The organism is Nocardia sp. BMG51109 (genome assembly GCF_000526215.1).
Taxonomy (GTDB): domain Bacteria; phylum Actinomycetota; class Actinomycetes; order Mycobacteriales; family Mycobacteriaceae; genus Nocardia.
Genome location: NZ_JAFQ01000004.1, coordinates 5,949,313 through 5,968,645, shown reverse-complemented (window position 1 = coordinate 5,968,645; position 19,333 = coordinate 5,949,313). Strand labels below are relative to the sequence as shown.

At 68.8% G+C, this 19,333-nt stretch carries 20 protein-coding genes; 6 read left to right on the top strand and 14 right to left on the bottom strand.

Annotated elements, in window-relative coordinates; all coding sequences use genetic code 11:
- Positions 1-11 precede the first annotated feature (11 nt).
- From D892_RS0128400 to D892_RS0128355, 10 genes are all read right to left on the bottom strand, one after another.
- Complete coding sequence (locus tag D892_RS0128400; protein ID WP_024804488.1) at positions 12-1,157, bottom strand: acetyl-CoA C-acyltransferase; 1,146 nt, start codon at positions 1,155-1,157, stop codon at positions 12-14.
- A 4-nt stretch (positions 1,158-1,161) separates the two neighbouring features.
- Positions 1,162-1,989 carry an enoyl-CoA hydratase/isomerase family protein gene (locus D892_RS0128395; RefSeq protein WP_024804487.1) on the bottom strand — a complete coding sequence of 276 codons (828 nt, stop codon included), beginning with the start codon at positions 1,987-1,989 and terminating at the stop codon, positions 1,162-1,164.
- Positions 1,986-3,230 carry a CaiB/BaiF CoA-transferase family protein gene (locus D892_RS0128390; protein WP_024804486.1) on the bottom strand — a complete coding sequence of 415 codons (1,245 nt, stop codon included), beginning with the start codon at positions 3,228-3,230 and terminating at the stop codon, positions 1,986-1,988. Before D892_RS0128390 ends, D892_RS0128395 begins: the two co-directional genes overlap by 4 nt.
- The gene (locus tag D892_RS0128385; protein ID WP_024804485.1) at positions 3,230-3,991 is read right to left on the bottom strand and encodes an SDR family NAD(P)-dependent oxidoreductase; all 762 of its coding nucleotides are present in this window, start codon (positions 3,989-3,991) and stop codon (positions 3,230-3,232) included. The genes D892_RS0128390 and D892_RS0128385 overlap by 1 nt, the downstream gene beginning before the upstream one ends.
- Complete coding sequence (locus D892_RS0128380) at positions 3,991-5,157, bottom strand: acyl-CoA dehydrogenase family protein (protein WP_024804484.1); 1,167 nt, start codon at positions 5,155-5,157, stop codon at positions 3,991-3,993. Before D892_RS0128380 ends, D892_RS0128385 begins: the two co-directional genes overlap by 1 nt.
- 151 nt (positions 5,158-5,308) lie before the next feature.
- Positions 5,309-5,680 (bottom strand): hypothetical protein, encoded by a 372-nt coding sequence (locus tag D892_RS0128375; RefSeq protein WP_024804483.1) that lies wholly within the window; start codon positions 5,678-5,680, stop codon positions 5,309-5,311.
- On the bottom strand, positions 5,677-6,426 hold the full coding sequence (locus D892_RS0128370; RefSeq protein WP_024804482.1) for an ABC transporter ATP-binding protein: 750 nt from the start codon (positions 6,424-6,426) through the stop codon (positions 5,677-5,679). Before D892_RS0128370 ends, D892_RS0128375 begins: the two co-directional genes overlap by 4 nt.
- An 11-nt stretch (positions 6,427-6,437) precedes the next feature.
- Positions 6,438-7,151, bottom strand: coding sequence for an ABC transporter ATP-binding protein (locus tag D892_RS0128365; RefSeq protein WP_024804481.1), 714 nt, complete (start codon positions 7,149-7,151; stop codon positions 6,438-6,440).
- Positions 7,129-9,252 (bottom strand): ABC transporter permease, encoded by a 2,124-nt coding sequence (locus tag D892_RS0128360; protein ID WP_024804480.1) that lies wholly within the window; start codon positions 9,250-9,252, stop codon positions 7,129-7,131. The genes D892_RS0128365 and D892_RS0128360 overlap by 23 nt, the downstream gene beginning before the upstream one ends.
- 16 nt (positions 9,253-9,268) lie before the next feature.
- Positions 9,269-10,624 (bottom strand): ABC transporter substrate-binding protein, encoded by a 1,356-nt coding sequence (locus tag D892_RS0128355; RefSeq protein WP_036570099.1) that lies wholly within the window; start codon positions 10,622-10,624, stop codon positions 9,269-9,271.
- A 391-nt stretch (positions 10,625-11,015) separates the two neighbouring features.
- On the opposite strand from D892_RS0128355, the gene D892_RS0128350 reads away from it, so the two are divergent.
- Genes D892_RS0128350 through D892_RS0128335 form a run of 4 tightly spaced genes read left to right on the top strand, consistent with a single transcriptional unit; the run spans position 11,016 to position 14,663 of the window.
- Positions 11,016-12,284 (top strand): aromatic ring-hydroxylating dioxygenase subunit alpha, encoded by a 1,269-nt coding sequence (locus D892_RS0128350; protein ID WP_024804478.1) that lies wholly within the window; start codon positions 11,016-11,018, stop codon positions 12,282-12,284.
- On the top strand, positions 12,268-12,618 hold the full coding sequence (locus tag D892_RS0128345) for a hypothetical protein (protein ID WP_024804477.1): 351 nt from the start codon (positions 12,268-12,270) through the stop codon (positions 12,616-12,618). The genes D892_RS0128350 and D892_RS0128345 overlap by 17 nt, the downstream gene beginning before the upstream one ends.
- 3 nt (positions 12,619-12,621) lie before the next feature.
- Positions 12,622-13,746, top strand: coding sequence for an acyl-CoA dehydrogenase family protein (locus tag D892_RS0128340; protein WP_232236192.1), 1,125 nt, complete (start codon positions 12,622-12,624; stop codon positions 13,744-13,746).
- A gap of 59 nt (positions 13,747-13,805) precedes the next feature.
- Positions 13,806-14,663, top strand: coding sequence for an acyl-CoA dehydrogenase family protein (locus tag D892_RS0128335; RefSeq protein WP_084161752.1), 858 nt, complete (start codon positions 13,806-13,808; stop codon positions 14,661-14,663).
- Positions 14,664-14,695: 32 nt separating this feature from the next.
- Here the strand turns inward: D892_RS0128335 and D892_RS0128330 are convergent, their stop codons facing one another.
- Together D892_RS0128330 and D892_RS0128325 are read right to left on the bottom strand one after the other, a co-directional pair.
- Entirely contained in the window at positions 14,696-15,070 is a 375-nt protein-coding gene (locus tag D892_RS0128330) for a hypothetical protein (protein WP_156959720.1), read from the bottom strand.
- 288 nt (positions 15,071-15,358) lie between these two features.
- A complete protein-coding gene (locus D892_RS0128325) occupies positions 15,359-15,982 on the bottom strand; it encodes a helix-turn-helix domain-containing protein (protein ID WP_024804473.1) in 624 nt (207 codons plus the stop codon).
- 66 nt (positions 15,983-16,048) lie between these two features.
- Between D892_RS0128325 and D892_RS0128320 the strand changes: the two genes are divergently transcribed.
- Positions 16,049-16,873 carry a DUF1684 domain-containing protein gene (locus D892_RS0128320; RefSeq protein WP_036570095.1) on the top strand — a complete coding sequence of 275 codons (825 nt, stop codon included), beginning with the start codon at positions 16,049-16,051 and terminating at the stop codon, positions 16,871-16,873.
- A 143-nt stretch (positions 16,874-17,016) separates the two neighbouring features.
- On the opposite strand, the gene D892_RS0128315 is transcribed toward D892_RS0128320, so the two are convergent.
- On the bottom strand, positions 17,017-17,520 hold the full coding sequence (locus D892_RS0128315) for a hypothetical protein (protein WP_024804471.1): 504 nt from the start codon (positions 17,518-17,520) through the stop codon (positions 17,017-17,019).
- A 158-nt stretch (positions 17,521-17,678) separates the two neighbouring features.
- Positions 17,679-18,458: an enoyl-CoA hydratase gene (locus D892_RS0128310; protein ID WP_024804470.1), complete on the bottom strand. Its 780-nt coding sequence runs from the start codon at positions 18,456-18,458 to the stop codon at positions 17,679-17,681.
- A 204-nt stretch (positions 18,459-18,662) separates the two neighbouring features.
- Between D892_RS0128310 and D892_RS0128305 the strand changes: the two genes are divergently transcribed.
- Positions 18,663-19,316 carry a TetR/AcrR family transcriptional regulator gene (locus D892_RS0128305; RefSeq protein ID WP_024804469.1) on the top strand — a complete coding sequence of 218 codons (654 nt, stop codon included), beginning with the start codon at positions 18,663-18,665 and terminating at the stop codon, positions 19,314-19,316.
- Positions 19,317-19,333: the final 17 nt, after the last annotated feature.

Genomic DNA, 19,333 nt, shown 5'->3' with positions numbered 1-19,333 from the left:
CGTGGCTCCGTTCAGGCGATCAGCTCGACGACGGTGGCATTCGCGGTGCCGCCGCCCTCGCACATGGTCTGCAGTCCGTAGCGAATTCCGTTGTCGCGCATGTGATGAATCATCCGGGTCATCAGCACGGCGCCGGAACCGCCGAGCGGATGGCCGAGCGCGATGGCGCCGCCCAGCGGGTTCATCAGCTCCGGATCCGCGCCGGTCTCGGCCAGCCAGGCCAGCGGTATCGGCGCGAACGCCTCGTTCACCTCGAACACGCCGATTTCGGAGAGCGCCACACCCGCCTTGCCCAGGGCCTTGTCGGTGGCCGGGATGGGGCCGGTGAGCATCAGCACCGGATCGGAGCCCGCCACCGTACCCGCCCGGTAGCGCGCCAAGGGGGTCAGGCCGAGTTCACGGGCCTTGTCCGGCGTGGTCAGCAGCAGGGCCGCCGCGCCGTCGGAGATCTGCGAGGAGTTGCCGGCGTGGATCACGCCGTCGTCCTGGAACGCCGGTTTCAGCCCGGCCAGCTTCTCCGCGGTGGTGCCGCGCCGGATACCCTCGTCGGCGGTCACCACACCGGATTCCGTAGGGACACCGACGATCTGGTCGGTGAAGGCGCCCGCGTCCTGGGCCGCGGCCGCCCGCTCGTGCGAGGCGGCGGAGTACTCGTCGAGCCGGGTCCGGTCGAATCCCCATTTGCGCGCGATCAATTCGGCCGAGATCCCCTGGTTGAAGGAGAAGTCGTCGTAGCGTGCGAGCACCTTCGGCCCGTACGGCATGCCGGAGGCCCGGGCCGCGCCCAGCGGCACCCGGCTCATCGCCTCCACACCACCGGCGACCACGACGTCCTGCTGTCCCGACAGCACCGCCTGCGCCGCGAAATCCAATGCCTGCTGGCTGGATCCGCAGGCGCGGTTGATCGTGGTGCCCGGAATGCTCTCCGGCCAGCCCGCCGCCAGGACGGAATAACGGCCGATATTGCTCGACTGGTCGCCGACCTGCGAGACACAGCCCCAGACCACGTCCTCGACCACGGCCGGATCGAGGCCGGTCCGATCGGCCAGCGCGGTGAGCACCACCGCCGACAGATCGGCCGGATGCACGCCCGACAGCGCACCGTTGCGTTTACCGACGGCGGTGCGGACCGCCCCGGCAATGACCACCTCACGCATCTTGTTACCTTCCGTTCTCGGATTCGTGGCCCGTGCCGATCGGCGGCCGCCGGACCGTCCAGCGACCGGTGAACCGGGGCTCGCGCCGCTCGGCGAACGCCGCGAACGCCTCCGGCGCGTCGGCCGTCGCGAAGTTCAGCCCCTGCGCCCGGGCCTCCGCGGCCAATGCCTCGCGCAGTGTGGCGTCGGCGCCGTCGTCCAGTAGCGCCTTGGTCTGAGCGAGCGCCACCGGCGGTCCGGCGGCCAGGCGCGCACCCAGATCCGTGGTGAATTCGTCGATGTCGTCGGCCGCCACCACCCACGTCACCAGGCCCAGGTCCCAGGCCTCCTCGGCGTCGATCGTCTCGGCCAGCAGCGTGAGCCGCTTGGCCTGCTGCAACCCGACCAGCCGGGGCAGCAGCCACGAGCCGCCGAGATCCATCGACAGCCCCCGCTTGGTGAAGATCTGCGCGAAGGTCGATTCCGGCGTGGCGACGACAAGATCGCACCCCAGCGCCAGATTCCAGCCCGCCCCCACCGCGACACCCGTAACCTTCGCCACGGCCGGCTGCGGAATCTCGTGCAGCAGTATCGCGACATCGGTGAGGGCACGCATCCGATAGATCGGATGACTGTTGTCCGGCACCGAGATATCGGCACCCGAACAGAACGCACCACCCGCCCCCGTGATCACCAGCGCGCGCACGGAACGATCGGACGCCGTGTCGCGCAACGCATCCGCCAGCGCGGCCCACAACTCGGCATCGATGGCATTCTTACGCTGCGGGCGATTGAGCGTGAGAGTGCGCACACCATCACGGTCCTCACACAGCAGAACCGGCTCGTGCGTCACGACCGCTCCCCGATCGCACCGCGCTCGCGCAGGTCGGCCAGTTCCGCTGCCGTGCAGCCGAGTTCGGCGAGAACCCCGTCGGTGTGCTCGTCGAGGGCCGGGACTGCGCCCATCGGCGGCTCGTAGCCGTCCAGCAGGGCGGGGGGCAGGAGTGACGGGATCGGCCCGCCCGGAGTGTCGATGGTGCGCCAGCGATCTCGCTCCACCAGTTGCGGGTGCTCGAGCACCTCGCTGGGGCGGTTGAAGCAGGCGTTGCCGATTCCGGCGTCGTCGGCGGTCTTCTGGATCTCCGCCAGGTTGTGCCGGGCGCACCACTCCCCGATCGCCTCGTCCAGCTCCGCGCGATGCCGCACGCGGCCCGGATTGGTCCGGAACCGTTCGTCCGCGGCGAGATCCGGGCGGCCGAGGATGTCGGTGGCCAGCCGCTGCCACTCGCGGTCGTTGGTGGTGCCGAGCACCACGGTGCGGCCGTCGGCGGTGGGATAGGAGCCGTAGGGCGACACGGCCGGGGAACTCATGCCGATCGGCTGCTGGTCGATCCCCGAGTGCCGGGTATAGGTGAGGTGGTAGCCCATCATCTCGGCCATGGTGTCGAACAGGCTCAGCGAGAGGGTGCTGCCCTGGCGGGTGCCGCGCGTCCTGCCGTGCAGCGCGGCCAGAATCGACAGTGCCGCATAGAGTCCGGTGGTGACGTCGGCGACGGGCGGGCCCGGTTTCGCGGGGGCGTCCGCGGTCCCGGTCACCGAGCACACGCCCGACTCCGCCTGCGCGAGCAGGTCGTAGGCGCGCTTGTGCGACAGCGGCCCGCCCGAGCCGAATCCGTCGATCTCCACCGCGATCAGGTCGGGATACCGCGCGGCGAGATCCGCGGGCGCCAAGCCGAGGCGCCCGGTGGCGCCGGGCGCGAGATTCGACACCAGCACGTCGGCGTGGGCCAGCAAGCGGTGCAGAAGACCCACGCCCGCGTCGGATTTCAGGTCCAGGACCACCGATTCCTTGCCGCGGTTGACCCACACGAAGTGGGCGGCCTGGCCGTGCACGACATCGTCGTAGTAGCGGGCGAAGTCGCCGCCCGCCGGATTCTCCACCTTGATCACCCGGGCGCCGAAATCGGCCAGCGTGCGGGTGCACATCGGCGCCGACACCGCCTGTTCCAGCGCGACGACCGTGATCCCGGCGAGCGGCCCCCCGGACGGTCCCGACGGACCGTCCGCGTCTCCCCCGGTCTCCTGCGCCGCCATCAGATCACCGTGCCACCGTCCACCGGCAGCACCTGCCCGGTGATGAACGACGCCGCATCGGAGGCGAGGAACACGAACGCGCCCGCCACCTCCTCCGGTTCGGCCCAGCGGCGCAACAGGATCCGGTCGAGCATCTGCTCGGAGAACTTCTCGTTCGTGCGGATGGTCTCGGTCATCGGCGTCGCGGCCAGCGGAGCGAGGGCGTTGACCAGAATGTTCTTGCGCGCGAACTCTTTCGCCAGCGACTTGGTGATGCCGATGATCGCGGCCTTGGCCGCCGAGTAGTTCACCTGCCCGAGGGTGCCCACCAGACCGGCGGCGGAGGTCACGTTGATGACCCGCCCGGTGCCGTCGGTGGGCAGGTAGTCCAGCGCGGCCTGCGTGCAGTTGATGGTGCCGAGCGCGTGAATGTCGAACAGCCGCTTGACCGATTCCTCGGTCGTCTTGGCGAACATCGCGGGAGCGGTGACACCGGCGTTGTTCACGACGATGTGAAGTACGCCGTCGGCCAAGCCGGCGGCTTTCTCGGCGGCGGCGCCGGCCGCGGCCCGATCGGTGACGTCGAACGCGAAACTCGCCGCCGTACCACCGTTTCCGGTGATCTTCTCCGCGACCGCGGCGGCCGCGTCCCCGTTCAGGTCGGTGACCAGCACGGCCGCACCGGCGCCGGCCAGTGCCTGCGCGACGGCCGAACCGATCCCGCCGGCCGCGCCGGTGACCAGGGCCGAGCGCCCGGTGAGGTCGAACAGTGCCTGTGTCATCAGTAACTCCTCGGCATTCCCAGGGTGTGCGAACCCAGATAGTTCAGAATCATTTCCTGGCTGACCGGGGCGATGCGCATGACGCGCGCCTCCCGGAAGTAGCGGGCCACGTGATACTCCTCGGCGTACCCCATCCCGCCGTGCGTCTGCATCGCCCGGTCGGCGGCGGTGAAGCCCGCCTCGGCGCACAGGTACTTGGCCGTATTCGCCTCGCGCCCACAGGGTTTGCCCTGGTCGTAGAGCCAGGTCGCCTTGCGCAGCATCAGCTCGGCGGCATCCAGGTGGGCGAGCGAGTCGGCCAGCGGGAACTGGATGGCCTGGTTCTTCCCGATCGGCCGGTCGAACACCACGCGCTCCTTGGCGTAACGCACCGCCTTGTCCAGCGACACCCGGCCCAGGCCCAGCGCCTCGGCGGCGATCAGCATGCGCTCCGGATTGAGTCCGTCGAGCAGGTACCGGAACCCCTTGCCCTCCTCACCGACCCTGTCCTCCACCGGGATTCGCAGATCGTCGATGAACACCTCGTTGGAGGTCACGGCATTGCGGCCCATCTTGGGGATCGGCCGGACGTCGATGTGCGCGCGATCGATGTCGGTGAGAAACAGCGTCATGCCGTCGGTCTTCTTGGTGACCTCGTCGTAGCTGCTGGTGCGCGTCAGCAGCAGGATCTTCTCCGACTCCATCGCCTTGGAGATCCACACCTTGCGCCCGTTCACCACGTAGTGGTCGCCGTCGCGGCGGGCGAAGGTCTTGATGCGCGGAGTGTCCAGTCCCGCACCGGGTTCGGTCACGCCGAAGCACACGTGCAGATCGCCGGTCGCGACGCGCGGCAGCGTGCGCCGCTTGAGTTCCTCGGAGCCGTGCACGACCACCGGATGCATGCCGAAGATCGACAGGTGGATGGCGGTGGCGGCGTTCATGCCGCCCCCGGACCGGGAGACCTGCTCGGCCAGGATGGTCGCCTCGGTGATGCCCAGCCCGTGGCCGCCGTACTCCTCCGGGATGGCCAGGCCCAGCCAGCCGCCGGCGGCGATGGCCTCGTAGAACTCCGTGGGGAACTCGTGGTCGCGGTCCTTCTCCATCCAGTACTGGTCGTCGAACTTCCGGCACAGCTCGGCCACCGACGTGCGGATCAGCTCCTGATCCTCCGACAGCTCGAAATTCATGCCTTCGGCATTCGTGTCACCGGACACCGCTACACCTCCATCTCCTCGTCTCCCGGCGCGCTCACCACTGACGGGTCACGCACCGGGCGGGCACGTCCACCGGCCGGGCAGCGCGAAAACGGTTGCCCGGCCGGGCTGTTCGGCGGTTCGGTCACGGTGCGGCCGAGCCGACCCCGTCGAGCCGAATCTCGCTACCCACCACGCGATTCCCGAGCTCGTCGAGATCGTGCGACTGCCGCGCCAGCCAGAACCGCAGGAAGTTGGTCAGCGAATAGCGAAGAAACAGCGCCGAACCCACCACGGTCCCGGCGATACCGCCCAACGCCAGGGTAATGGCATCGCGCTGCACCAGCGGGTCGGTCGTGCTGTGCGACAGGAAGTAGGACGCCACCGCGACCGCCAGGCCGGCCACCATCAGCACGACGCCGACGCGCAGCCACAGCGCCGATCGCCCGGCCGCCGGATCGGGAATCTTCAACTCCTGCAATTCGCGGACGAATCTGTCCGCACGTGTTTCAGTCATGGGGTACTTCCTAGATAGAGGGCTGCCAATTCGTCGCGAATCTCGTCGGGATGCCCCTGCCGGGAGACGCGCCCGCGCACCAGCACCGCGGCGTGGTCGGCAATGCCCAGGACGGCGGCCGCGAACTGCTCCACCACCAGCACCGCGACCCCTTGGCGGGCGATCGCGGCCACTTCTTCGTAGAGCTGCCCGGCGACCAAGGGCGCCAAGCCCATCGACAGCTCGTCGAGCAACAGCACGGCCGGGTCGGTGGCCAGTCCCCGGGCCAGCGCGAGCATCTGCTGTTCGCCGCCGGACAGGGTGCCGGCGATCTGGCCGGCGCGCTTGCCGAGCACGGGGAACCGGTCGAACGCGGTCTGTTCGATCTCCGCGCGCGAGCGGCCGGTGAACGTCATCATCAGCAGGTTGTCGCGCACGGTGAGGTTCGGGAATACGCCCCGGCCCTCCGGGATCAGGCAGACACCCGCCCGGGCCAGGTCGCGCGGCTGCGCGCCGGTCGCGTCGCGCCCGCCGAGCAGCAGCCGCCCGGACGCGATCGGGTGCACGCCCGCGATCGCCTTCAGGGTCGTGGTCTTGCCCGCCCCGTTGGGACCCAGCAGCGCCACCACCTGCCCGGCCGCGACGTCCAGATCCACCCCGTGCAGCACCGTGACGGCATCGTAGGCGGCCCGCACCGCCCGCAGCCCCAGCAGTGCGGGGCCATCGGGAACCTCGGAACTCGTTGTCTCCGTGCCCTTCTCGGTCACGCTTCGAACGCTCATACGTCCCCCAGGTAGGCCGCCAGCACGGCCTGGTCGGAGCGGATGGCCGCGGGCGGGCCGGAGGCGATGACCTTGCCGAGGTCCAGCACGAACACCTCGTCGCACACGTTCATCACCAGGCCCATATCGTGCTCGACGAGCAGTACCGCGGTGCCGTCGTCGGCCAGCGAGCGCAGCAGATCGCCGAAACGCTCGGTCTCGGTGTGGTCCTGGCCCGCGGCCGGCTCGTCGAGCAGGATCAGCCCGGGACGCGCCGCAACGGCCCGGCCCACCTCCACCAGGCGGGCGGTGCCCGTCGGCAGGTCGTCGGCGGAGGTGTCGGCGACCTCGTGCAGGCCGAGCCGATCGATGATCTCGGCGACGGTCCGGTGCGCCTGCCGGCGATGCGGGCCGAGTTCGGCGGCCACCAGCAGATTGTCGCGAACGGTCAAGCGGCCGAACAACTCCAGCCGCTGGAACGTCCGGGCCAGGCCGTGCCGGGCGCGGCGCGAGGGCCCGAGCCGGGTGACGTCGGCGCCGCCGATCGCCACCCGCCCGCTGGTCGGCTTGCGCAGCCCGCAGATCACGTCGAACAGCGTGCTCTTGCCGGCCCCGTTGGGGCCGATCAACCCGGTCACCGCGCCGCGCTCGGCGCGCAACCCGGCGCCGTCCAGCGCCCGGTTGCCGCCGAACACGACGGTGACATCGTCAACTTCCAGTAGCGACGGCACGGTCGAGCACCTCCCTGTCCCGAGCGTCCCAGGGGCGCTGGAGGCCCCACCATTCGACCGGCACGTCGACCGGCCCGGGCTCCGGCCGGGTCCGCGACGCGTGCCAGATGCGTGCGGCCACCGCGGCCACCACGACCCCGAGGGTGAACATCCAGCCGTTGATCGCGTCGATCAGCCGCAGTCCCCACAGTCCGAGAACCACCAGTCCCAGCGCCGGGGCGACGATCCGGTCGCGCAGCATCGGGAACCAGTCCTTGCGCAGCGGCCCGATCGCGCCCTCCCGGAGAACGCCGCCGCCGAACGCGATTCCACCGAGCGAGGGCAGCACCTGCGCGAGATTCTGCAGGCCGGGCCACAGCACCGGGATGACGTTCAGCGGCCCGGCGAAGACCATGCCCGTGAACATGCCCGCGCCGACCGCGCCCAGCCCGGCGATGGTCACGATCAGGAAGATCGGCAACCCGGCGACGAAGTTGAACTGGTCCGGCCCCACCGCCCGCAGCTGCATGCCGTACAGCGCACCGCCCAGCCCGGCGATGGCGGCCGAGAGGGCGAACACCAGCACCCGGGCCACCAGCAGGCTGCCGCCGAGGGTGGCGTAGGCCGCCTCGCTGTCGCGCAGCGCGATCAGCCGCCGCCCGAACCGGCTGCGCCGCAACAGCGCAACCCCCACGCCCGCGACCGCCAGGCATACCGAGGCGAATACCGTGATCTCCGCGGTGGAGTCCAGTTCCAGGCCGAACAGGTCGGGCCCGACCAGCGAGACCGAGCCCTGATCGAACAGCGAGATCCGCACGCCGAGAATCTCGAACGAGGGCAGCGTGAAGATCCACCGGTCCAGCACGACCGCGAACGCGGCCGTCGCCAGCGCCAGGTACACGCCCGAAAGTCGCAGCGCCGGAACGGCGACCACCGCCCCGACGACACCGGCGATGGCCATCGCCGCGAGCAGCGCCCACCACTGGCCGTCCGGCCCCAGATGCGCGTACGCCACCGCACCCACGCCGGCCAGGCTCAGCTGGCACAGCGAGATCTGCCCGGCGAACCCCAGCAGCGGCACGTAGGACAGCGCGATCACGCCCCACGCGAACATGGCGCCGTAGGTGATCAGATCGGCCTCGCTGAGCATGGTCGCCAGCATCAGGCCGAACACCACGATCGCCGCGGCGAACGCCGCCGACCCGTTGATCGTCGGCAGCGGAACGGATTTCAGCTTGCGGTCGCGCCCGCGCAGCCGCCCGTGCGGGAACGCCAGCAGCGCCACGAACAGCAGCAGCGCGGGCGCCGCCAGCCGCAACCCGGGCAGATAGGCGTTGCTCGGGAGATATCCGGTGAGATAGCTCTCCATCAGCCCGATCACCACGGCGCCCAGGAACGTCATCGGCAGGTTGCGCAGGCGGCCGAAAATGGCCGCGCTGTAGGCGCTCACGATCAGCAGCGACAGTTGCTGGGCATCCAGCGTCACCGTCGGCGCGATCAGGATGCCGCCGATCGCGGCCAGTTCGATGCCCAGAATCCAGGCGATCCGGTTGGCCCGGCGTGGATCGGCGCCGGTCAGTCCCACCAGCGCCCGGTCGTCCACGGTCGCCCGCATCTCCGCGCCGGTTCTGGTGCGGAACAACAGGATTCGGAGCACGACCGCGACCGCCACGGCGACCGCCATGGTGAGCGCCTGATGCCAGGTGAGGGTGACCGGGCCGAGGTCGATCGAGGACCGGTCGGCGAAGAACCGTGGCAGCGACCGCGATTCGTTCGGATTCCAGACCCACCGCGCCAGCACGATCAGACCGCTCAGCAGCGCGATGGTCATCACCAGCTTCTCGGCGTCCCCGAGCCCCTGCGTCGGCGCCAGCGCCTTACCGAACGCCAGGCCGAACAGGGGCGCGAAGACCAGCAGCACCGCGACGATCGCCATCGGCACCGGCCAGTCCCAGCCGATCGTCAACTGCCAGTACACGAATGCCGAGATCATGCCGGCGGCGCCGTGCGCGAAGTTGAACACGCCCGTGGTGGTGTAGGTGAGCACCAGGCCGCTGCCGATGATGGCGTAGATCGCCGCCGTGCTGAGGCCGACGATCCCGAACGCTAGGAACTGCTCCATCAGTGCGAAAGCTCCGTCACTTCAGGTCGTTCATGCTCTTGCCGACATCGGCCAGCGTGGTCGGCTTACCGAAGTCGCGGGTGTACCGGTAAGGCGTGAAGCCGCACCGGAACTCGCCGTTGTTCGGCTTGAAGTCGGCGGTCTCCCAGCCGTCCGGGGTGGCCTTCTGCACGTTGAAGCAGCGGGTCTGCTCGGCGAGCGGGCGGGACAGATCGATCGGCGCCTGCAACCCGCCGGCGGTCCACGCGGTCTCCTTGCTCGCGGTGTTGTACACGCACGAGCGGGTGAGGGTGTCACCACAGCTGGACGCCGACTTCGCGAACAGCAGCCAGGACTGGAACGCGCGCAGCACCTGGAAGGTGATGTCGGCATCCGGGGCGTACTGCTCGAACAGATCCTTCAGCTGCTTGACGGCCGGCACCCGGTCGGCCGCGTCCAGCGGCGCGGTGCCGCTCATGTCGAGCACGTTGTTCTGCGAGCTCAGCGAGTTCTTCGCGCCGTCGAGGAAGATCTGGTTGTAGGAGTTGGCGTTCGCGTCGATCCAGTCCAGCTTGTAGTTCATGCTGGTCAGCGTGTCCTCCAGCTTGGCAAGATAGCGGAAGTCGCCGAAGAAGATGAGGCCCTTGACGTTCGCGGACTTGATCGCCTGCGCGTAGGGCGTCCAGTCGGCGACGCCCGCGATCGGGTACAGCTCGTTGTAGGTGATCTTCGCCCCGGCCGCCGTGAGCGATTCGCTCATCTTGTCGCCCATGACCTTGGTGATGGGCGAGTCGCCGTTGATCATCCCGATCGCGCCGGCCGAATCCGGGTAGGCCTCCTTGATCAGCCAGTCCTGAAAACCGCTGTACGGGTTGACCGGCTCCGACGCCGAGGAGCCGGCGCCGAGCTGCAGATCCGATCCGGTGTTCGCGGTCTGGGTGACCTGCGCCGGGAACTCGGGCAGCAGGCACGACAGCCGGTCCTTCACGCCCAGGCCGTCCAGCGCGGCGCTCCCGCCGACCAGGAAGAAGTCCTCGCGACAGGCGTCGAGCATGCGCTGGCGCGTCTCCATCAGCTTGGTGTCGCGCAGGTTCGAGACCAGCTTGCGCCCGTTGATCCCCCCGGCGGCATTGCACCAGGAGGTGAAGACCTTCGCGGCGTCGACGAAGTCGGGGTTCTTCGTGAAGCCGATGTCGGAGAAGGTGCCGACGTCGATCTCGTCGGCCGTAACACCCTGGGCCGAGGGGCTTTTCGCGCTGCCGGGTCCGCAGACTCCGGTCAGGTCGCCGAAGTTGCCCGTCGCCGCTGCCGGAGCGGGACCCGAGCCCTCCTCGGTCCCCCGCGTTCCGCCCTCGCGGCCGCAGCCGGCGGTCACCAAGAGCGCGAACGCCATCAGAGCAACGAGTATGCGTTGCGGTTTCACCGTGGTTCCTCCTTCGGTGCCGGACGGCACCCGATTCGCCGCCGGGGCGCCGCCGACACCGGATCCGCCTGCTCACGCGGATCCGCCTCGCCCTGGATGGCACTATAGCCACTATGGAAACTATATTCTCATAACTGGATAATCAATATACGGATTTTGGAGAGCACCATCTACACGCGCATCCCGAAGGAGATGCGGCCCCGACCCCCGGCGGCTGCCGGGACCCCCGACACCGGTCGGCGTTGACACCGCCACGGCGGCATGGAAATCTGATAGTCGAAAAGTGAGAATGCTATTCTCATCGAGAGGTCCCCGCCCGCGACACCCGTCGGCGCACAGCCGGACCACGAAAGGTAATCCGTTGGCACACTTCACCAAACCAGCCGCGGGAAGCTGGACAGAGAACTATCCCGAGCTGGGCACCGCGCCCGTCGACTACACCGACTCGATCGACCCCGAGTTCTACGAGGCCGAGCGCCAGGCGATCTTCCGCAAGAACTGGCTCAACGTCGGCCGCATCAACCGACTACCCAAGGCCGGCAGCTACTTCACCAAGGAGCTGTCCTGCATCGGCACCTCGCTGATCATCGTCAAGGACACCAAGGGCGTGGTGCGGGCGTTCCACAACATCTGCCGGCACCGCGGCAACAAGCTGGTCTGGGACGACTACCCGAACGAGGAGACCTCGGGCGTCTGCCGCCAGTTCACCTGCAAGTACCACGCCTGGCGCTACAGCCTGGAGGGTGACCTGACCTTCGTCCAGCAGGAGAAGGAGTTCTTCGACCTGGACAACGACAAGTTCGGGCTCAAGCCCGTGCGGTGCGAGGTGTGGGAGGGGTTCATCTTCATCAACCTCGACGAGCACGCCAAGCCCCTCACCGAGTACCTGGGCGGCTTCGCCAAGGGCCTGGAGGGCTACCCGTTCGAGCAGATGACCGAGGTGTTCAGCTACCGCGCCGAGATCGGCAGCAACTGGAAGCTGTTCATCGACGCGTTCGCCGAGTTCTATCACGCGCCGATCCTGCACATGAAGCAGGCGGTCAAGGACGAGGCCGACAAGCTCGCCAACGTCGGCTACGAGGCGCTGCACTACGAGATCGACGCGCCGCACTCGATGGTCTCGTCCTGGGGCGGCATGGCTCCGCCGAAGGACCCCTCGATGGTCAAGCCGATCGAGCGAGTGCTGCGCAGCGGGCTGTTCGGCCCGTGGGACCGCCCCGACATCGAGGGCCTCGATCCGCTGCCCGAGGGCATCAACCCGGCCAAGCACCGGGCCTGGGGCGTCGACGAATTCGAGTTCTTCCCGAACTTCTCGCTGCTGTTCTGGGCGCCGGGCTGGTACCTCACCTACCACTACTGGCCGACCGCCGTGGACCGGCACATCTTCGAGGCGAGCCTCTACTTCGTGCCCGCCCGCAACGCCCGGCAGCGGCTCGCCCAGGAACTCGCCGCGGTCACCTTCAAGGAGTACGCACTGCAGGACGCGAACACCCTGGAGGCCACCCAGACCATGGTCGCCACCCGCGAGGTCACCGAGTTCCCGCTCAACGATCAGGAGATCCTGCTCCGCCACCTGCACAAGACCGCCCAGCGCATCGTCGAGGAGTACCGCAATGGCCGTCCACAGTAATCAGCCCGCCCCGCAGCTGCCGGCCGAGTTCGCCGACCTCGCGCAGTTCTCGGACTGGATCCTGCCGACCGAGCCGGAGCGCTACAACAAGCGGCTGGCCTCCTCGATGGAGGAGATGCAGGCGCTGTACGACGCGGTGTTCCCCCGCCTGGAGCCGGCGATGGACTTCTGCGACAAGTACGACTGGGACGATCTGCCCGACGAGGTCCGCAACCTGTTCCATCTGTTGCAGTCGCTGGTGATGGTGTCGTTCCCGGTCGAGGTCTGGAAGCAGCCGCGCGTACCCGATTCCGGGGCGGCGTATCTCGACATCGTCCGCGAGCCGGTGGTCTGACCGGTGGCCGCGCCGGACGCGATCGCCGGCACCCCCGACGAGCAGATTGCCCGGTTCCGGTCGGGCCTGCGGGACTGGCTGGCCGCCAACGATCTCACGCCGGGCCCGGACCATTCGCTGGACGGGCAGGTCGAGCAGTTGCTGCGGGTGCGGCGCGCGCTGTACGACGCGGACTGGATGCGCTACGGCTGGCCCGCCGAGGTGACCGGGCTCGGCGGGCCGGCCGCGCTGCGCGCCGTCCTCGGTGAGGAGGTCGCCTCCCGCGATCTGGCCGAGCCGGGCATCTATTCGATGATCGAGGTGCTGGCGCCGACGATGATCAGCTACGCCCGGCCGGAACTGGCCGCGGAGATGGTGCCGCTGCTGCTGTCCGGTCGCGAGCAGTGGTGCCAGGGCTTCTCCGAGCCCGGCTCGGGCAGCGATCTGGCCTCGCTGAGCACCAAAGCCGTTGCGCGCGGTGACGATTGGGTGATCAGCGGGCAGAAGGTGTGGACCAGCCTGGCGCAGTACGCGGCCCGCTGCGTACTGCTCACCCGCACCGGGCCCGGGCACGACGGGATCACCGCCTTCTTCGTCGACATGGACTCCCCCGGCATCACCGTGCGGCCGCTGCGCACCATGCACGGCGTCGACGAGTTCGCCGAGGTGTTCCTCGACGACGTGGTGGTGCCCGGCGACCGCATGCTCGGCAATCCCGGGGACGGCTGGCGGGTGGCGATGGATCTGCTGCCCTACGAGCGTTCCACCTGCTTCTGGCACCGGATCGCCTACCTGTTCACGCGAGTGGACCAGGTCGTGGAGCAGACCGCGATCGCCGACGACGCCGAACTGGGCGCCGCCTACCTGGCCCTGCACACCGTGCGCTGCCGCTCGCACGCGACCCAGCGGCGGCTCGCCGGCGGCGCCCGGCTCGGCGCGGAGACCTCGGTCGACAAGGTGCTGCTGGCGACGGCGGAACAGCGCCTGTTCGACACCGCGCGCGACTTGCTGCCCGGCGCGGTGGAATTCACCGATCCGGCGTGGCGCACCGAATTCCTGTACTCGCGCGCCGCCACCATCTACGGCGGCACCGCCGAGATCCAGCGCAACATCATCGCCCGCCGCCTGCTGGACCTGGGGAAGGAGTAACCGTGGCCGCACTCGATCCGGCCGAGCTCGACCTGCTCGCCGAGACGCTGCGCAAGACCATGGCCGCGACCACCGGAAGCGCGCTCGACGCGGCGCTGGGTGAGCTGGGCTGGCCGGAGTTACTCGCCGAGGCGCCCGAAGTCGCTGTGCCGCTGGTGTTCCGGCTGCTCGGCGAGACCGGGGCGCACGCCGCCGTCCTGAACGACGTTGTCCGGCAGTATCTTTCGTCCAGCGGGAACGGGGCGGTGGCATCGGAGGACGTTGTTCGACAATACGACCCGCGCGGCGAGTCCGGGACGCAGGCTGCCGCATCGGAGGACGCCGCGCGGCAGGCCGCCGGACTCACCGAAACCGGCTGGGCGCCACTGCCGTTCGCCGGAGGGACCTGGGTGGTGTGGGACCGCGACGGCGCACCCGGTGCGGCGGTGGACGAGGAACTCCCGTTGCGCACGGTCCCGTCCGGGGATCGGCTCCCCGACGAGGCCCTGGCCGCCGGCCGCCGCGCCCTCGCCTGGTGGCTACTGGGCACCGGCCACACCATGCTGACCCTGGCACGGCAACACGTGCTGGAGCGCAAGCAGTTCGGCCGCCCCATCGCCTCCTTCCAGGCCCTCCGCCACCGCCTCGCCGAAACCTTCGTAGCCCTGGAGGGCGCCGAGGCCACCCTCCACCACGCCGACACCGCCCTCGGCGCCCTCCTCGCCAAGGCCGCCACGGGCCAGGCGGCCCTCACCGCCGCCCGCCACTGCCAGCAGTGCCTGGGCGGCATCGGCTTCACCGCCGAACACGACCTGCAACGGCATATCCGGCGGACGCTGGTACTGGACGGATTACTCGGCAGTACAAGGGAATTGACGCGCGAGGCCGGGGCACACATCCGCACCGCCGGCTCGGCCCCGCGCCTGGCCCAGCTCTGAACTCCGGCCGCGGTGGCCCTACGAAACCGCGGTCATCCCTGGGCCGTGGCGACCCATAGCGCCAGTTCTGCTTCACGAGACGGCGTCCCGTCCCACGGATGGTTGTGGAAGTCCCGGTCGGTGAGGTAATCCATGTACTTCGCCTCGCTGTATCCCCAATTGGTGACCTGCAGCTCGGATGTCTCCGGCCCGAGTCTGCTGCCCTTCCACGCATGCGCGATGTCCGTGGCGACGGGGCGGAGATCATCCGGTCCCGCCGCCGTGGGGACGCGAAGACTGACGAGAAATGTCGGCTTGTCCGGTTCGCCGTGTTTGGTGATCGGGCCCACGGAGGTGATACATGCTCCCGCCGGAAGGGCCACCGCTGCCAGGGCGGTCTTCATCTCCTCGGCAAAGGGGGTGTCCACGGTCGGGTTACGGCACGCTGCCGGTACGACCGTGGTCGAGGTCGTCGTCGAAGTCGCCGGGGCGGCTACACCGCTCGACTCCGCCACAGGATTTCCCGATTTCCCGGAACCGCAGCCCGCCAACACCGCCACACCGAGGCCGGCGATCAGCAGACTCGAACCGGCACGAACCACCGAGTGCACGATGTCCCCTCCCCACAGTTCCGGCTCCGTCGCCGGAACACGTCTCCTCCCGATGCCGAACAGCAGGCTACACCACAGGCCGGCAACGGGCCGGTGGTGAGTGGATCAGTGGTCCGAATCCGGTTGTGGCGGTGGGGGCGTGCGCTTGGCGGCGGTGTGTGCACGGAGATGGACTCGCTCGCCCTGCTGTCCGAAGATGATCAACAGCTCCACCGGGTCGGGGCCGATATTCACCGCGGCGTGGGGAATGCGGGTGTCGAACTCGGCCGCTTCGCCGGCGGTGAGGACGAAGTCCTTGTCCGCGAGGACGAGTCGTAGCCTGCCGGTGATGAGGTAGAGCCATTCGTAGCCCTCGTGCACCTGCTGGTCGGGGTGTTCGGGCGGGTCCGGGTCGACCGGAATGATCTGCTTGAAGGCGTTGAGTCCGCCTGGATTGCGGGACAACGGTAGCCAGGTGATGCCGTTGCGTACCGTCGGGCGGGGACGGATGCGTGGGTCCCCGGTGGCGGGCGCGCCGACCAGGTCGTCGAGGGCGACGTGGTGCGCCGTCGCGAGCTGGAGCAGCACATCGAGGGTGGGGCGGCGGCGCCCGGACTCGAGACGCGACAGGATGCTCACCGAGATGCCGGTGGTTTCGGCGAGCTGCTCCAGGGTGATGCCACGGGCTTTGCGCACGGCGCGCAGTCGCGGCCCTACCGCGGCGAGGATGGTATCGAGCTGATCGGCCATTCGACCATTTTGCATTTTCCGCAAGTTTGTTTGCCGGTTCCGCGGGACGAGCCGCACGATTCGACCATGACGAACAACCAGGAAGCCGCGGTTGCGCCGAACCGCAACGAGGAGCAATTCGCTAGGGAATGGCGTGCTTGGCGCGCCGGTTGGGAGCAGTTCGTGTCCCGGCCGTTCGGCTGGCTGTCCGCGGTATCCATCGACTGGGTCGACCCGGCACCGCAAGAATTCCCCGGACTTCCCGGCCGATGGTGGCAGCAGGGCACCGAACTCTACGTCGACCCGCAGGGTGCGACGATGTCGTACGACGGCGAATCCTTCAGTACGGTCCGCGGTCTCGATCTGAGCGCCACCCCGGACGACGTCCGGATCTCCGCCGCCGGCATCGAGATCGGCGTCACCTGTCGCGACCGGTATCTGCTCGTCGGATACCGGTCCGAAACACCCGCCCGTGCCGGGTTCGACGGCGTGCCGACCTATGCACCCGACCCGCGCTGGGCCGTCACGGCCACGTTCGAGCCCACTGCTTCGGCGCAGTCCCTGACGCTGGAGTCGGTAGGCACCGACAGCCACACCTACCGGTCGCCGGGCGTGCTCAGGTTCACCCACGACGGCGGCGAGTACACCCTGCTGGTCACCGGATCCGACAACGGGATGTACGCCGTTTTCGCCGACGCGACCAGCGGCGTCACCACCTACGGTGCGGGCCGCTCACTGGCGATTCCCGAGCCCGACGCCGACGGCACGGTCCTGCTCGACTTCAACCGCGCGACGAACCTGCCGTGCGCGTTCAGCGATTACTTTCCGATCTGCCCGATGGCGCCGGCGGACAACCGGCTCCCGTTCGCCGTCGAAGCAGGCGAGAAAATCCCGCACGAGCACGCGAAATGAAGCACCCGGCACGTTCGACCAGCGCTGGGTAACTTGTTGCAGGACTGGACCGTTCGCGCTGCACGCGGGCAACCACGTGACACGACCGACGGCCCGGTGCCGAATTTCGTTGCGGCACCGGGCCGTCGACCGGGAAGATCGGCTCAGCAGGCCGGGGATGCGCCGCCCTGGATTGCCAGCAGCGCGCAGAAGGTCGAGGTGGCGACCTTCCACTGGCCGCCCTCCTTGACCGCCTGGCCGGTCTGGTCGGGGAGCATGGGGTTGCCGCCGACCAGCAGCGTGTAGGTGACGTCGGCCTGGTCGGGACCCGTCGACTTGACCCCGGAGACGGTCACCGAGGTGCCCTGGGCCTGCGGGTTGCTCGCCTGAGCCTCGAGGATCGGCTTGAACGTGTCACCGTTCTGCACCGACGCGGCCTTCTGGTCGGCGGGGGTGGCACCGGCGAAGAAGGCCGTGTACACGTCGGTGACGGCCTTCGTGGTGGCGGCGTCGGCCTGTCCGGCCGCCGCGCTCGGCGCCGCGGCCGACGCGGAGGCCGACGGTGCGGCGTCGTCGGAATCGTCCGAGCTGCAGCCGGTCAGTGCCAGGGCCACGACGGCGACGGCCGAGCAGCCGACCGCTGCCCGGCGAAGGATGGAATCGCGCATGGATTTCCTCGTTTCGGAATGAACTTCGTCGGCGCCGGGTGCGCATGTCCCGGATCGCCGGTGGACCGCACGGCATGTGGTCTCGACTTCGCGAAACGACTGGACCGTACGGGTGCTGCCGGTGGACCCGACAGACGATCGCCCCGACAGCGCCCGATCTACTGGGACTTCATCTCGTCCAGCTGGGCCAGGATCGGGTAGCCGCTCACGCTCAGCGCATGGCCGTGACCGGTCTGGTGGACATCGAAGACGGACTGGATGGCGGCATAGAAGCCTTGCACGTCCAGCGTCTGGTTGACCGCGCGCTTGGCCTGGCGCAGCCCGAACGGCGGCATGGTCGCGATCTTGGCGGCCAGCGCCCTGGTCTGCTCGTCGAGCTCGGCGCGCGGCACCACCTGGTTCACCATGCCGACCTGCCGCGCCTCCTCGGCGGTCACCGAGCGCCCGGTGAACAGGATCTCCTTGGCCTTGCGTGGCCCGAGTTCCCAAGTGTGGCCGTGGTATTCGACCCCGCCGATGCCCATCAGCACCACCGGGTCGGAGAACTGCGCGTCGTCGGCGGCCACGATCAGATCGCAGGGCCAGCACAGCAGCAGCCCGCCGGCGATGCACCGGCCCTGCACCGCCGCGATGGTCGGCTTCGGGATGTTGCGCCAGCGCAGCGAGTACTCCAGGTAGCGGCGGGCCTCGTTCTCGTAGACCAGCTGGAGGGTGATCTTGTCGACCTTCTCCTTCGAGCCCGCCCGCAGATCGTGCCCGGCCGAGAAGTGTTTCCCCTCCCCGCGCAGCACGATCACCGACACGTCCGGATCCTCGGCGGCGCGGGTCCACGCGGCGTCGAGCTCGTCCAGCAGCTCGGAGTTCTGCGCGTTGGCCGCCTCGGGACGATCGAGCGTGATGGTCGCGATCCGATCGGCGGCCTCGTAGCGGATGTACACGTCGAACTCCTCAACTCCGGGAAGGACCGAGCCTGCCTGCCGTTGCGGCGGCCCCGGCACATGTTGCATGAGAATAACATTCTCTGATCTGAAAGGCTAAATCTCTACAGAAGAGACTGATATGGCGACAACCGATCATGTAACTGCCATTCTCCGGTACAGTACATTCATGTTCTCTTCCCATAACCGAGAACCGAGGCACCGGTGACCAGCCCCAGCGAGAAACCCGCCTGGAAGCAGCGGGCCGTCGAGCGCTCGTTGCGCACCGCCAAGCTGCGCGCCGAACAGCGCGTGCAGCGGTTCCTCGACGCCGCCCAGGCGATCATCACCGAGAAGGGAACCACGGACTTCACGGTGCAAGAGGTCGTGGACCGCTCGAGACAGTCGCTGCGCAGCTTCTACCTGCAGTTCGACGGTAAGCACGAGCTGCTGCTCGCGCTGTTCGAGGATGCGCTGGCGCGCACCGCGGATCAGCTGCGCGCCACCGCCGACGGCCAGACGGAGCCGCTGGAGAAGTTACGGGTGGCCGTCGAGCTGCTCTTCGAACTGTGCCGGCCGGATCCGGCCGCCCGGCGCCCGCTGTTCACCGATTTCGCACCGCAACTGCTGATCTCGCACCCGAGCCACGTCAAGGTCGCGCACGTGCCGATGCTGACGCTGTTCACCGAGCTGATGGATATGGCCAAGGAGTCCGGGCAGCTGCGCGCGGAATTGAACTCGCGGCGCACGTCGGCCATGCTCATGCAGACCGTGATGTTCATCGCGCAGTCCGCCGGCGCCTCCGACGAGGAGACTCAGCACCCCCTCACGGCCGCCGAGGCGTGGGAATTCTGCGCGCACGGCTTTACCCGTTCGTGAGAACGCTGTTCTCACGA

What these genes read in the sequence shown, in the direction of transcription:
- D892_RS0128400 (WP_024804488.1), bottom strand. Translation starts at nt 1,157, where the DNA reads ATGCGTGAGGTGGTCATTGCCGGGGCGGTCCGCACCGCCGTCGGTAAA.
- D892_RS0128390 (WP_024804486.1), bottom strand. Translation starts at nt 3,230, where the DNA reads ATGGCGGCGCAGGAGACCGGGGGAGACGCGGACGGTCCGTCGGGACCG.
- D892_RS0128385 (WP_024804485.1), bottom strand. Translation starts at nt 3,991, where the DNA reads ATGACACAGGCACTGTTCGACCTCACCGGGCGCTCGGCCCTGGTCACC.
- D892_RS0128380 (WP_024804484.1), bottom strand. Translation starts at nt 5,157, where the DNA reads ATGAATTTCGAGCTGTCGGAGGATCAGGAGCTGATCCGCACGTCGGTG.
- D892_RS0128375 (WP_024804483.1), bottom strand. Translation starts at nt 5,680, where the DNA reads ATGACTGAAACACGTGCGGACAGATTCGTCCGCGAATTGCAGGAGTTG.
- D892_RS0128360 (WP_024804480.1), bottom strand. Translation starts at nt 9,252, where the DNA reads ATGGAGCAGTTCCTAGCGTTCGGGATCGTCGGCCTCAGCACGGCGGCG.
- D892_RS0128355 (WP_036570099.1), bottom strand. Translation starts at nt 10,624, where the DNA reads ATGGCGTTCGCGCTCTTGGTGACCGCCGGCTGCGGCCGCGAGGGCGGA.
- D892_RS0128345 (WP_024804477.1), top strand. Translation starts at nt 12,268, where the DNA reads ATGGCCGTCCACAGTAATCAGCCCGCCCCGCAGCTGCCGGCCGAGTTC.
- D892_RS0128335 (WP_084161752.1), top strand. Translation starts at nt 13,806, where the DNA reads ATGGCCGCGACCACCGGAAGCGCGCTCGACGCGGCGCTGGGTGAGCTG.
- D892_RS0128325 (WP_024804473.1), bottom strand. Translation starts at nt 15,982, where the DNA reads ATGGCCGATCAGCTCGATACCATCCTCGCCGCGGTAGGGCCGCGACTG.
- D892_RS0128320 (WP_036570095.1), top strand. Translation starts at nt 16,049, where the DNA reads ATGACGAACAACCAGGAAGCCGCGGTTGCGCCGAACCGCAACGAGGAG.
- D892_RS0128315 (WP_024804471.1), bottom strand. Translation starts at nt 17,520, where the DNA reads ATGCGCGATTCCATCCTTCGCCGGGCAGCGGTCGGCTGCTCGGCCGTC.